This window comes from Mycolicibacterium elephantis DSM 44368 (genome assembly GCF_004014805.1).
In the GTDB taxonomy this organism is placed as follows: Bacteria; Actinomycetota; Actinomycetes; order Mycobacteriales; family Mycobacteriaceae; genus Mycobacterium; species Mycobacterium elephantis.
On record NZ_ATDN01000005.1, the window covers coordinates 138,260 to 151,908 of the forward strand.

9 protein-coding genes are annotated in these 13,649 nt (G+C 67.6%); 3 read left to right on the forward strand and 6 right to left on the reverse strand.

From position 1 onward, the window contains the following. Positions 1–19: 19 nt before the first annotated feature. Together MELE44368_RS05640 and MELE44368_RS05645 are read right to left on the reverse strand one after the other, a co-directional pair. Complete coding sequence (locus tag MELE44368_RS05640) at positions 20–2,032, reverse strand: MFS transporter (protein ID WP_128107608.1); 2,013 nt, start codon at positions 2,030–2,032, stop codon at positions 20–22. A 199-nt stretch (positions 2,033–2,231) separates the two neighbouring features. Beyond that, positions 2,232–3,539 carry a multidrug effflux MFS transporter gene (locus tag MELE44368_RS05645; protein WP_409366101.1) on the reverse strand — a complete coding sequence of 436 codons (1,308 nt, stop codon included), beginning with the start codon at positions 3,537–3,539 and terminating at the stop codon, positions 2,232–2,234. Positions 3,540–3,696: 157 nt separating this feature from the next. Between MELE44368_RS05645 and MELE44368_RS05650 the strand changes: the two genes are divergently transcribed. Continuing rightward, a complete protein-coding gene (locus MELE44368_RS05650) occupies positions 3,697–4,446 on the forward strand; it encodes a hypothetical protein (RefSeq protein ID WP_128107592.1) in 750 nt (249 codons plus the stop codon). 215 nt (positions 4,447–4,661) lie between these two features. Next, positions 4,662–8,393, forward strand: coding sequence for a multifunctional oxoglutarate decarboxylase/oxoglutarate dehydrogenase thiamine pyrophosphate-binding subunit/dihydrolipoyllysine-residue succinyltransferase subunit (locus tag MELE44368_RS05655; RefSeq protein WP_241566494.1), 3,732 nt, complete (start codon positions 4,662–4,664; stop codon positions 8,391–8,393). A gap of 38 nt (positions 8,394–8,431) precedes the next feature. On the opposite strand, the gene MELE44368_RS05660 is transcribed toward MELE44368_RS05655, so the two are convergent. Next, positions 8,432–9,394 (reverse strand): type IV toxin-antitoxin system AbiEi family antitoxin domain-containing protein, encoded by a 963-nt coding sequence (locus tag MELE44368_RS05660; protein WP_128107594.1) that lies wholly within the window; start codon positions 9,392–9,394, stop codon positions 8,432–8,434. A gap of 203 nt (positions 9,395–9,597) precedes the next feature. On the opposite strand from MELE44368_RS05660, the gene MELE44368_RS05665 reads away from it, so the two are divergent. Further along, entirely contained in the window at positions 9,598–10,428 is an 831-nt protein-coding gene (locus MELE44368_RS05665; RefSeq protein ID WP_128107595.1) for an SDR family NAD(P)-dependent oxidoreductase, read from the forward strand. A 97-nt stretch (positions 10,429–10,525) separates the two neighbouring features. Here the strand turns inward: MELE44368_RS05665 and MELE44368_RS05670 are convergent, their stop codons facing one another. The 3 genes from MELE44368_RS05670 to MELE44368_RS05680 are packed head-to-tail and all read right to left on the reverse strand — an operon-like array spanning position 10,526 to position 13,590. After that, positions 10,526–11,371, reverse strand: coding sequence for a glycine betaine ABC transporter substrate-binding protein (locus tag MELE44368_RS05670; protein ID WP_206613695.1), 846 nt, complete (start codon positions 11,369–11,371; stop codon positions 10,526–10,528). A 2-nt stretch (positions 11,372–11,373) separates the two neighbouring features. Beyond that, the gene (locus MELE44368_RS05675; RefSeq protein ID WP_409366102.1) at positions 11,374–12,558 is read right to left on the reverse strand and encodes an NAD(P)-dependent malic enzyme; all 1,185 of its coding nucleotides are present in this window, start codon (positions 12,556–12,558) and stop codon (positions 11,374–11,376) included. Positions 12,559–12,600: 42 nt separating this feature from the next. After that, positions 12,601–13,590 carry a malate dehydrogenase gene (locus MELE44368_RS05680; protein WP_128107596.1) on the reverse strand — a complete coding sequence of 330 codons (990 nt, stop codon included), beginning with the start codon at positions 13,588–13,590 and terminating at the stop codon, positions 12,601–12,603. Positions 13,591–13,649: the final 59 nt, after the last annotated feature.

Sequence of the window (13,649 nt, forward strand, 5' to 3'; positions counted from 1 at the left end):
TCTGCTCGCGAGACAATGGTTAGTCGCTCCACGGCAGCGAATGCCTGCCGTGGCGCGGCCGGTCGTCCGGGTCGTCGTCGCGAGCGTGTCTGCCGTGCGACTGAAACCAGAACGGCCGCGACTCGTGCGCCTCGTCTGCGCGGTGGTGGCGGGAACGCCGATGATGATGATGCTCGGTCGGCATCTCGTACGACTCGGCGAAGGGCGAGCGCGGCTCGGCGAGCGGCCTGCGGCCCATCGGCCGGAACCGCTGCTTGTCGTCGATGTGAAAACCGTTGTGCGCGAATCCGATCGGTTCGGGCTTGGTCGACGTCGACGGTACCGGAGGGACGTCTTCGAGCATCTGGTCGAGGATGGCGCGCCACGGCTCGTCCTGCTCGGGTTCGCCCGGTTCCTCGTGTCGCCAGTGCCACGATGCGCCCGGCGCCTGCACCGGCGGGGCGCCTTGTGCCGCGATGGGATCGGTCGGCGCTTCGGTGTCGCCGTGCGGCGCCGGCCCCGGTTCGGGTTCGGGTTCGGGTTCGTCCCACGACACCGTGTACTCGAGGTAGTCATCGTGGTCGTCGACGAACGTCTCGTCCCCGCCGTAGTCGACGGCCAGACCGGCGTCGCGGTGGGGATCGTCGAGCTCGTCGGCCGGGTCACGTTGGAAACCCAGCAGAAACAGTGCCAGCACCACCCCGAACAACGCGACGAACGCGGGCAACAACATCGCCTGCGACATGGCCGCGGCGAACGGCGTGTGGAGAAAGCTCGGCAGCTGCATGACACCGCCCGACGCCCGGGTGGCCTCGTCGGCCGCCGGCGGCATCACCGCGCCGATCCGCCAGGTCATGAACGCGGCTATACCGGCGCTACCCAACACCGACCCGACCTGGCGAGTGGCGTTGTAGACACCCGAGCCCGCGCCCGCCCGGTCGATCGCCAGATTGCGCGTCGCAGTCGCGGCCAGCGGCGACCAGATGAACGCCATCCCGACGCCGGTCACCGTCAACGGCACCGCGATCCGCCAGATCGGCGTGGTCGGTGTCATCTCGATCGACAGCCACGTCATCGAAATGGCCAGCACCGAGAAGCCGAATCCCACCACCGGCCGAGGATGCGAGCGGTCGACGATCTTGCCGACGAACGGTGCCAGCACACCGCTAACGATCGCCATCGGCGCCATCAGCAGCCCCGAGCGGGTCGGCGAAAGCCCGCACACCGCTTGGGCGTAGAACATGATCGGCACCATCATGCCGGTCACGACGAAACCGACCGTGGCGACGCCGAGGTTGGAGAGGTAGAAGTCGCGGTCGCGGAAGATCTCCAACGGGATGAGCGGTTCGTTGGGGTTGACCGACTGCCAGATCAGGAACGCGGCCATGAACCCGATGCCGCCGGCGATGGTTCCCCACACCCACGGCGCCCATCCGCTCGACTCCCCCTCCTGCAGGGCGAAGACGATCATGAACATGCCGATGCCCGACAGCAGCATCCCGGGCAGGTCGAACCCCTGCTTGCGGGTGGGCAGGTCGGGCACCAGCCGGGCGGCCAGCGCGACGCCGAGCACGCCGACGGGCACGTTGACGAAGAAAATCCATTGCCAGCCAAGGCCGTCCACCAGGAAGCCACCGGCCAGCGGACCGACCAGCGTCGCGACGCCGGCCGTCGCGCCCCACACCCCCATCGCGACGCCGCGACGATCCGCCGGGAAGATGCGCGTGATCGTCGACAGCGTCTGCGGCGTCAACAACGACGCGCCCAGCCCCTGCAGCACGCGGGCACCTATGAGCATGCCGATGGTGTCGGACAGACCGCACCACAGCGAGGCGGCGGTGAACACCGTCAACCCGATCAGGTAGATATTCCTCGGGCCGAATCGGTCGCCGAGCCGACCGGCCACCAACAGCGGCACCGCGTAGGCCAGTAGGTAGGCGCTGGTCACCCAGATGACGGCGTCGTAGCTGGCACCCAGTTGATCCATCAGCGACGGATTGGCGACCGCCACGATGGTCGCGTCGACCAAGATCATGAAGAAGCCGACCATCATCGCCCACAGCGCACTCCATGCGTTTCCGGAGTCGGCGGGTTCCAGCGGGGCGCTGAGTCCGAACCGCGCCGCGGAGGCGCGGCCCGTTGGCCGAGGAGTCAAGTGTGAGGACATCTCGAATCGACTAGGTCTGTGACGGTTCAGCCGACGCTACGGAGCTTGTGTGGCCCCGACAAGTCGGGACACACGCTCGACAGGGTCAGGCGGGTTCAGGGACGGCGTCGCCGATGACCCCGTCCGCGCGTTCGACCGCCGACGCCCCGTCTGCATGGTGATATCCGCCGCGCAGCGCGGGAGCCAGCGCGAACAACGCGACCACCATACCCATCGTCATGACGGCCGACAGTGCGATCGCGTCGTTGCCGAGCACACCGACCAGCGGCGCCACCGCCGCACCCAACCCGAACTGCGCCGCGCCCAGCAGCGCGGCCGCCGTGCCCGAGGCCTCCGGATGCCGCGACAACGCGACCGCGGGCGCGTTCGGCAGGACCAGCCCCATGGCGGCCAAGATCGCCCACACCGGAACCAGGAAACCGAACAACCCACCGACGCCGGTGACCGACAACCCGATGAAGACGACACCGGCGGCCGTCGCGGCCACCAGCGCCCACAGCATGATGGTGCGCGGGGCGAACCCCCGCAGCAGCACGACGTTGAACTGCGTCGCGCCGACCAACGCGATGGCACCGGCCGCGAACACCAACGCGAACGCCTGCTGGTCGAGACCGTAGCGACCCTGCAGCACGAACGACGCGCCCGCGATGTAGGCGAACAGGCCCGACATGCTCATCGCGGCGACCAAGACCAGACCCAAAAAGCGCATGTCGCGCAGCAATTGGCCGTACGTGGCGGCGATGCCGCGCACCTTCAGCGGCCTGCGATGCGAGACGGGCAACGTCTCGGGCAGCGCCAACGCGGCGACCAGCAGCAGCGCGCCGGCCAGGACCACCAGCGCGGCGAACACCCAGTGCCAGGAGGCCTTCAACAGCACCGCGGCCCCCAGCGACGGCGCCAGCACGGGCGCGACGCCGAGCACCAGGATCAACCGCGACATCACGGTCGCCGCCGCCGATTCGGTGAACAGATCGCCGACCACGGCGATCGCCACCACCGCGGCCGCGGCAGCGCCCATCCCCTGCAGCCCGCGCGCCAGTCCCAAGACCGTGATGTCGGGCGCGAACAGGCACAACAGCGACGCCACCATGTGCAGCGCGATGCCCACCATCAGCGGGCGGCGCCGGCCCAGCGAGTCCGACAGCGGGCCCACGATCAGCTGCCCGAGCGCCAGACCCGCCAGCGTTCCGGTGAGCGTGAGCTGCGCGACCGAGGACGACACCCCGAGCTGCTCGCCGATGTCGGGCAGGGCGGGCAGGTACATGTCGATAGTGAGCGGCCCGAGCGCCACCATGACGCCCAGTACGAGGATCATCCGGAGGCGGCTCGGCGGCTCGACTCCCGAGGTCTGGAAGTCCGCGCGCGTCAAGTCCACAGCCGCTGATGTTGCCACGAAAATGGTTAGCGTCGCTTCTCATTATTTTCTTCCCCGATCGGCCACACAGTGTCGGCCACACAGTGAGCGCAATCACGACGGGCACGCGGGCGCGCCGTCGTTCGTTGGTTGAACGGATAGCCTGAAGCCAGCCGTTCGGACAGGGAGGCCGCCCATGAGTGCCCGGTCAAGGGCCAAGAAACAGCTGCCTGCTGCCGACGGCGGCCCCGAGGATCCCGGCGCCGCCGCCAAGGTGCTTTCCGGGATCATCGAGCGGGGTTCGCGCGTGCAGACCCCGGCGGTCAAGGCCTACGTCGCTCGCATCCGGGACCGCGATCCGGGTGCCACCCCTGCCGAGATCATCAAAAAGCTTGAGACGCAGTATCTGGCGGCGGTGATGGCCAGCGGCGCGGCCGTCGGCTCCGCGGCGGCGGTTCCCGGTATCGGCACGTTGACGGCACTGTCGGCCGTCGCCGGTGAGACGGTGGTGTTCTTGGAGGCGACGGCGCTCTACGCGCTGGCCGTCGCGGAGGTGCACGGAATTCCGGCCGAGCACCGCGAACGGCGCCGGGCCATGGTGCTGGGGGTCCTGGTCGGCGAGGACGGCAAGGCGGCGCTCTCCGACCTGGTCGGGTCGGGCCGCACCAGCGGCGCGTGGGTCGCCGACGGCGCGGCGACGCTGCCGCTGCCTGCGGTGTCTCAGTTGAACTCCCGGCTGGTGCGCTACTTCGTGAAGCGCTACACGCTGAAGCGCGGCGCGATCGCGTTCGGCAAGCTGCTGCCGGTGGGTATCGGTGCCGTCGTCGGCGGTGTCGGCAATCGGCTGATGGGCAAGCGCATCGTCGCCAACGCGCAAAAGGCGTTCGGCGAGCCGCTCGCGCGCTGGCCGGCCACGCTGCATGTCCTGCCGGCGCCACGAAACTAGCGGCGGAAACGAGTTGCGTGGAGCACGATGGCCATAACGTCGTTGTCGTGGCTTGGCCGTTGCTTCGGCGCTAGCCTTTAGGGCGGCGGAAAGGCGGGTAACCGCATAGAACCTGGCGAGCGTTTTCCTGCGCTTGCGCGACGCGAGAATCGAGGCGAGTAGCTACCGTGAACTCACCTTCACCATTCGGGCAGAACGAGTGGTTGGTCGAGGAGATGTATCGCAAGTTCCGCGAGGATCCCTCGTCGGTAGATCCCAGTTGGCATGAATTCCTGGTCGACTACTCCCCCGAGCCAACCATCGACAGCCAGACCGCCGAGGGCAACGGTCAACCTGCCGCCCAACGGGCCGCACCTGTCTCGCCACCGGAACCCGCCCCAGCACCCGCGCCGAAGGCCGCGGCGGCCAAGCCACCGCAACCGGCTGAGCCCAAGGCCTCGACGGCGAAAACGTCTGCGCCCAAAGCCCCGGAGACCAAGGACGACAAACCCGCGTCGACCAAGCTCAAGGGTGGAGCTCCCGCGCAGCCCAAGGCGAAGGCCCAGGAGCCACAGGCCGGCGACGGAGAGACCCAGGTGCTCAGGGGCGCGGCCGCCGCGGTGGTCAAGAACATGGCGGCGTCGTTGGAGGTGCCGACGGCCACCAGCGTGCGGGCCATTCCCGCCAAGCTGATGATCGACAACCGGATCGTCATCAACAACCACCTCAAGCGCACGCGCGGCGGCAAGATCTCGTTCACCCACCTGATCGGTTATGCGCTGGTTCAGGCGGTCAAGAAGTTCCCGAACATGAACCGTCACTTCGCCGAGGTCGACGGAAAACCCAACGCGGTCACGCCTGCGCACACGAACTTGGGTTTGGCCATCGATCTGCAGGGCAGGGACGGCAACCGCCAGTTGGTGGTGGCGGGCATCAAGAACGCCGAGACGATGCGGTTCGGCCAGTTCATCGCCGCATACGAGGACATCGTGCGCCGCGCCCGCGACGGGAAGCTGACCGCCGAAGACTTTTCCGGCGTGACGATTTCGTTGACCAACCCGGGCACGATCGGCACCGTGCACTCGGTGCCGCGGCTGATGCGCGGACAGGGCGCGATCATCGGCGTCGGCGCGATGGAGTATCCCGCGGAGTTCCAGGGCGCCAGCGAGGAACGCATCGCCGAGCTCGGTATCGGCAAGCTGATCACGCTCACGTCGACCTATGACCACCGCATCATCCAGGGCGCGGAGTCCGGTGACTTCCTGCGCACCATGCACGAGCTGTTGCTCTCCGACGACTTCTTCGACGAGATCTTCCGCGAGCTCGGCATCCCCTACGAGCCGGTGCGGTGGCGCACCGACAACCCCGACTCGATCGAGGACAAGAACGCCCGTGTCATCGAGCTGATCGCGGCCTACCGCAACCGCGGCCACCTGATGGCCGACATCGACCCGCTGCGGCTGGACAAGAACCGTTTCCGCAGCCATCCCGACCTCGACGTGCTGACCCACGGCCTGACGCTGTGGGACCTCGACCGCGAGTTCAAGGTCAACGGCTTCGCCGGCACGGAATACAAGAAGCTGCGCGACGTGCTCGCGGTGCTTCGCGACGCGTACTGCCGCCATATCGGCGTGGAGTACACCCACATCCTCGAACCCGAACAACAGCAGTGGCTGCAGGAACGCATCGAGGGCAGGCACGACAAGCCGACCGTCGCGCAGCAGAAGTACATCCTGAGCCGACTCAACGCCGCGGAGGCGTTCGAAACGTTCCTCCAGACGAAATACGTTGGGCAGAAGCGGTTTTCGCTGGAAGGCGCGGAGACCGTCATCCCGACCATGGACGCCGTCATCGACCAGTGCGCCGAGCACGGGCTCGACGAGGTCGTCATCGGCATGCCGCACCGCGGCCGGCTCAACGTGCTGGCCAACATCGTAGGAAAGCCGTACTCGCAGATCTTCAGCGAGTTCGAGGGCAACCTGAACCCGTCGCAAGCGCACGGCTCCGGTGACGTCAAGTACCACCTGGGCGCCACCGGCACCTTCATTCAGATGTTCGGGGACAACGACATTGAGGTGTCACTGGTCGCCAACCCGTCGCACCTGGAAGCCGTCGACCCGGTGCTCGAGGGCCTGGTGCGGGCCAAACAGGACCTGCTCGACAAGGGGGACGACGAGAACGGCTTCACCGTCGTCCCGCTGATGCTGCACGGCGACGCCGCCTTCGCGGGCCAGGGTGTGGTCGCCGAGACGCTGAACCTCGCGCTGCTGCGCGGCTACCGCACCGGCGGCACGATCCACATCATCGTCAACAACCAGATCGGTTTCACCACATCGCCTTCCGACGCCAAGTCGTCGGAGTACTGCACCGACGTCGCGAAGATGATCGGCGCGCCGATCTTCCACGTCAACGGTGACGATCCCGAGGCCGCGGTGTGGGTGGCGCGCCTGGCGGTGGACTTCCGGCAGAAGTTCAAGAAGGACGTCGTCATCGACATGATCTGCTACCGCAGGCGTGGCCACAACGAGGGCGACGACCCGTCGATGACACAGCCTGCGATGTACGACGCGATCGACCGGAAGCGCGGCGTGCGCAAGACCTACACCGAGGCCCTGATCGGTCGCGGCGACATCTCGCTGAAAGAAGCCGAGGACGCGCTGCGCGACTACCAGGGCCAGCTGGAGCGTGTGTTCAACGAGGTTCGCGAACTCGAGAAACACCCGATCGCCCCGAGCGCGTCGGTGGAGACCGACCAGATGGTGCCCGCCGGGATGCACACCGGCGTGGACAAGTCGCTGCTGGCCCGCATCGGCGACGCCCATCTCGCGCTGCCGGAAGGCTTCACCGTGCATCCACGCGTCAAGCCGGTGCTCGAGCGGCGGCGCGAGATGGCCTACGAGGGCAAGGTCGACTGGGCGTTCGCCGAACTGCTGGCGTTCGGCTCGTTCCTGGCCGAAGGCAAGCTGATCCGGTTGTCCGGGCAGGACACCCGCCGCGGCACGTTCAGCCAGCGGCACTCGGTGATCATCGACCGCAAAACCGGTGAGGAGTTCACCCCGTTGCAGCTGCTCACCATCGACCCCGACGGCAATCCGACCGGCGGCCGGTTCATGGTGTACGACTCGGCGCTGTCGGAGTTCGCGGCGGTGGGCTTCGAATACGGCTACTCGGTGGGCAATCCGGACGCGCTGGTGTTGTGGGAGGCCCAGTTCGGCGACTTCGTCAACGGCGCGCAGTCGATCATCGACGAGTTCATCAGCTCCGGTGAGGCCAAGTGGGGCCAGCGCTCGGATGTGGTGCTGCTGCTTCCCCACGGCCACGAAGGGCAGGGACCCGACCACACGTCGGGCCGCATCGAGCGGTTCCTGCAGCTGTGGGCCGAGGGCTCGATGACGATCTCGGTGCCGTCGACCCCGGCGAACTACTTCCACCTGCTGCGCAGGCATGGCCTGGACGGCATTCACCGCCCGCTGATCGTGTTCACCCCGAAGTCGATGCTGCGCAACAAGGCCGCCGTCAGCGATCTCAAGGAGTTCACCGAGGCCAAGTTCCGTTCGGTGATCGAGGAGCCCACGTTCGCCGAGGGCGACGGTGACCGCGGCAAGGTGCGCCGGATGTTGTTGTGCTGCGGCAAGCTCTACTACGAGTTGGCCGCCCGGAAGAAGAAGGACGAGCGGGACGATGTCGCGCTCGTGCGGATCGAGCAGCTCGCTCCGCTGCCCCGCAGACGGCTGGCCGAGACGCTCGACCGGTACCCGAACGTCGAGGAGTACTTCTGGGTACAGGAGGAGCCGGCGAACCAGGGGGCGTGGCCGACGTTCGGGTTGACGTTGCCCGAGGTGCTGCCGGACAAGCTCGGCGGCATCAAGCGCATCTCGCGGAGGGCGATGTCGGCGCCGTCGTCGGGCTCGTCGAAGGTGCACGCGGTCGAGCAGCAGGAAATCATCGACGAAGCCTTCGCGCCCTAGGGGTTAACGGGTTGATCGCGTGCATCTGGTGCGTGGGATCAACCCGTCAGCGCATACCCGGGATCGCACGTGGGGCAGAGTCGCATCCGACCGGACCAGCCCCGGCGGCGGAGTAGGTCACCGATCAGGACAGCGGTGCGGCATGCATCGCCGAAGACAAGTCCATAGGTCACCCGCGTGGTGACCAGGTCCGACCGGCTCAACTCCGCGAGGTCACGCAGGGCATCGCGATCGCGGTCTCGCGGCGCATCGTGAAACGCGCGGCCGTCGAGTTCGACCACAACCCCTTGCCCCCGGTAATGCACATCCTGATAGGTGAGCCGACCAGTCGCGGTACTCCGAGCTTGACGCTCGCCCCTGGGCAGCCCGTGCGCACGCTCGACCCGGTGGAGGTAGGCGCGCTCCAGCACCGAACATGCGCCGTCACGAAGATCGGCGAGCATTGCCTCCAACGTGCGCCGACCGCACACACGTTGGCGGGTCGCCAGTACCCGCAGTATTCGCTGCGGCGTGGTCCGCCGGCTGGCACACAACCGCGCCAGTACGGCGAACGCAGCCGCCACGTCCTTGTTGTGAAGTTCGCCGCCGACCACGTCAATCAGCGCGTGCTCCAGCCGAATTGTCGGCGGGCTGCGGTCAAGTTCGGCGCGTCGCTCGAAGTCGGGCGTCCTGTGCAGCACGATTCGTGGCAACGGCCGCAGATTGCGCTCCGCGCCTACGGCGATATGGACCACCGTCGGCGGCGGATCGGGCAGGGCCGAGGCATGAGCCAACGCGGCCGGCCAGAACGCCAGCACCGCAGCCCACTGGCGCTGCGCCAGTGTGAGCTCGCCGCTGTGGCTGACGTAGACGCCACGGTGGACATCGGTCAAATCGCGGCGGCGCAGCATTCTGGCGATGTCGGAATCGGTGCCGCCTGCGTCCAGAACTTGGCGACGCGAAATGATTCCGTCCTGCGCCGACATCAGGCGATCGACATGTCCGAGGCGCCAACGCGTCACACCGGTAAGCGTGACCGGGAACGAGCCGACGGCCAACCTGTCGCGACCCGGCGCTGTGGATAACTGCTTAACGGGTTGATCGCGTGCACCTGGTGGGTGGTATCAACCCGTTAGTCGATCGCGCCCCGCAAGGGGGTCCAGTATCCGCTACCGCGAGTACCGACTAACCTCGACCGCAGCAATCGATACGAGGGAGTGCGGTTATGGAGGGCTTCGCCGGAAAGGTCGCGGTGGTGACCGGCGCCGGATCAGGCATCGGGCAGGCGCTGGCGGTCGAACTGGCCCGGTCGGGCGCCAAGCTCGCGATCAGCGACGTCGACACCGAGGGTTTGGCCGCCACCGAGCAGCGACTCAAGGCGATCGGAGCGCCGGTGAAGGTCAACCGGCTCGACGTCACCGAACGCGAGGCCTTCGAGTTGTACGCCTACTCGGTGGTGGAGCACTTCGGCACGGTCAACCAGGTGTACAACAACGCCGGGATCGCCTACGTCGGCGATGTCGAGGTGACGCCGTACAAGGACCTCGAGCGCGTCATGGACGTCGACTTCTGGGGTGTGGTCAACGGCACCAAGGCGTTTCTGCCCCATCTGATCGCCTCCGGCGACGGGCACATCGTCAACGTCTCCAGCCTGTTCGGTATCTTCTCGGTCCCGGGTCAGGCGGCGTACAACTCGGCGAAGTTCGCCGTTCGCGGATTCACCGAGGCGCTTCGCCAGGAGATGATCGCCAACGGGCATCCCGTCAAGGTGACGACCGTGCATCCCGGCGGCATCAAGACCGCGATCATGCGCAACTCCACCGCCGCCGAAGGCGTCGACAAAGAAGGCCTGACAAAGACTTTCGACAAGCACCTGACGATCACCACGCCCGAGAAGGCTGCACGCGAAATCCTCGCCGCCGTGCGTGAGAACAAGGCCCGGGTGCTCGTGGGCCCGGACGCCAAGGTGCTCGACGCGATCGTGCGGCTCACCGGTTCGGGCTATCAGCGGCTCTTCAACACGGTGGTGTCACGGCTGATCCCCAACGCGCACTAACCGCGAGCGTGCGTAAACTCGCGGATTTTGACGGCGTGTCGCCCTCTGACACGCACGCTCGCCGATAGCGCGAATCTCGTCGATAGCGCGAGAGAAGTCAGTCGCCGAGGGGATGTTCGGCCAGGAACGCCTCGGCGACGTGGACCGGGTCTTGTCCGTCGGCGACGTCGGCGCGCATCTGCGCCAGCGCCGCGGTGTCCAGCACCCCGGCGACCTCGTTGAGCGCGAGCACCTGCCGCTCGTCGAGTTCATTGCGGCGATACAGCGGCACCACATTCTCCGCGCGGATCAGCGACGTCTTGTCCGACAACGTCAACAGCTCCGGCGGGATCCCGGTCGCCGCCGTCGTCGTCCACCCGGCGTCGATCTCGCCTGTCAGCACCGCCGCGAACATCGTTGCGCTGTCGCGAAACTCACGCGACCCCCTGAGCTCGCACACGCCCAGCTGCTCCGGCCCCGCTTCGTCAGCGACGTGACCGATCCGCAGCGTGTCGCAGTTGTGCACCGCGGCCGTGACGTCACGACCACCCCACTTCTCGGCCGTCTCCTCGGTGACCACGAGTGCGGGTTTGTCCTCGGCCGAGGTCGTGTAGTCGCCCGCGGCGATGCCTTCGGGCAAGGCGGACAGCAGGTCTCGGTACACCTGCGCTGCCGACCGCGCGGTCGCGTCGGGCATGAATCGGTGCAGCAGCCGTCCGGTGAAACCCGGGACGACGCGCACCTCGCCGGAATCCAGCTTGGCCAGCGGGTCGTCATCGAGCTTCACGTGCGCCGGGCTGCCGTAGTACCGCAGCGCCGCCGCGTACAGGTGCGCGACCACCGTCGCGTCGGGATCCGGTGTGGAGCCGACGGCGATGGACGGGGCGCCCGCGTCGTCGCCGCACCCCGCGGAGGCCGCGACGAGCAGCGCGACGAGCGCCGACGCCAGCCACCGCACGGCCATCGTCAGGTGCGGGCGGCCGCGGCAACCGCTTGTGCCACAGCGGGTCCGACGCGCGGGTCCAGCACGCTCGGCACGATGCAGTCGGGCGAGAGGTCGTCGGCGACCACCGAGAAGATCGCATCGGCCGCCGCCACTTTCATCTCCTCGGTGATGCGCCGCGCGCCGGCGTCCAGCGCCCCGCGGAAGACCCCGGGGAACGCCAGCACGTTGTTGATCTGGTTCGGGTAGTCGCTGCGCCCGGTGGCCACCACGGCGGCGTGCTTCTTCGCGTCCTCGGGGTGGATCTCCGGGTCGGGGTTGGACAGCGCGAACACGATCGCGTCCGACGCCATGGTCTCCACCAGTTCGGGCGGCACCACGCCGGCAGACAACCCGAGGAACACGTCGGCGCCGTTCAGCGCCTCGGCCATGCCGCCGGTCAGGCCGCGGGGGTTGGTCTGCTCGGCCAGCTCGGTCTTGTAGGCGTTGAGGTTGTCCCGGTCCCTGTGCACGATGCCCTGCGAGTCCAGCACCGTGATGTCGCTGATCCCCTTGGCCAGCAGGATTTTCGCGCAGGCCACACCGGCCGCGCCCGCGCCGGAGACGACGACGCGCAGCGAGGCGGGGTCACGCCCGACGGCGGTTGCCGCACCGATCAGCGCCGCCAGCACCACGATCGCGGTGCCGTGCTGGTCGTCGTGCATGACCGGGCAGTCCAGCGCCTCGACGAGACGGCGCTCGATCTCAAAGCAGCGGGGTGCGGAGATGTCCTCGAGGTTGACCGCGCCGAACGTCGGCCGCAGCCGGATCAGCGTTTCCACGATCTCGTCGGGATCCTTGGTGTCGAGCACGATCGGGATCGAGTCGAGGTCGGCGAACGCCTTGAACAGCGCGCACTTGCCCTCCATCACCGGCAGCGACGCCGCCGGACCCACGTCGCCGAGGCCGAGCACGGCGCTGCCGTCGCTGACCACCGCCACCAGCCGGTTGGCCCACGTGTAGCGGGCGGCCAACGTCTGATCCGCGGCGATCGCCCGGCTGACCTGCGCCACCCCGGGGGTGTAGGCGATCGACAACGCGCGCTGGGTGTCCAGCGGCGCCTTCAGCGCTACGCCGAGCTTGCCGCCGACATGGGCAGCAAAAATCTCGTCGTCGTGAAGGACGATCTCCGATTCCGTCACTGAATGTTCTTCCACCGCGTGCGACACGGGGTCGAGGGTAGCGACGAACCGGTAGGTAACCTAATCGCCTCAGATGAGGCCGAGGTCGGTGACCGCCTTCCGTTCATCGGCGAGTTCACCCGTCGTCTTGTCGATGCGGGCGCGGGAGAAGTCGTTGATCTCCAGCCCCTGCACGATCGTCCAGTTGCCGTTCTCGGTGGTCACCGGGAACGACGAGATCAGGCCCTCCGGCACGCCGTAGCTGCCGTCGGAAATCACCGCCATCGACACCCAGTCGTCCTTCGGTGTGCCCAGCAGCCAGTCGTGTGCGGCGTCGATGGTCGCCGACGCCGCCGACGCCGCCGAGGAGGCACCGCGCGCTTCGATGATCGCGGCGCCACGCTTGGCGACCGTGGGAATGAAAACGTTCTCGATCCAGTCCTGGTCGTTGACCACCTCGGCGGCGTTTCGGCCCGCCACCTCGGCGTTGAACAGGTCGGGGTACTGGGTGGCCGAGTGGTTGCCCCAGATCGTCATCTTCTTGATGTCGGTCACCTTGGCGCCGGTCTTGCGGGCCAGCTGGCTGATCGCCCGGTTGTGGTCGAGACGGGTCAGCGCCGAGAACCGTTCACGCGGGATGTCGGGCGCGTTGGACATCGCGATCAACGCGTTGGTGTTGGCCGGATTGCCGGTCACGCCGATGCGGACGTCGTCAGCGGCCACCTCGTTGAGCGCCTTTCCCTGGGCGGTGAAGATGGCGCCGTTGGCCTCGAGCAGGTCGCTGCGCTCCATGCCCGGGCCGCGCGGCCGCGCACCCACCAGCAGGGCGAGGTTGGCCCCGTCGAAGATCTTGTTGGCGTCCGCGCCGATCTCGACGCCGGCCAGCAGCGGGAACGCGCAGTCGTCAAGCTCCATCACGACACCCTCGAGCGCTTTGAGCGCGGGCTCGATCTCGAGCAGGCGCAGCTCGACCGGGCGGTCCGGGCCCAGCAGCGAGCCGCTTGCGATGCGGAACAGCAGGCTGTAGCCGATCTGGCCGGCCGCACCGGTGACGGCGACCTTGAGGGGAGTTGTGCTCACGTCAGATGCTCCTAGCCCGGATTTTTCACGGAAACTTGTGTTTGGTGGTGTGTAGATAA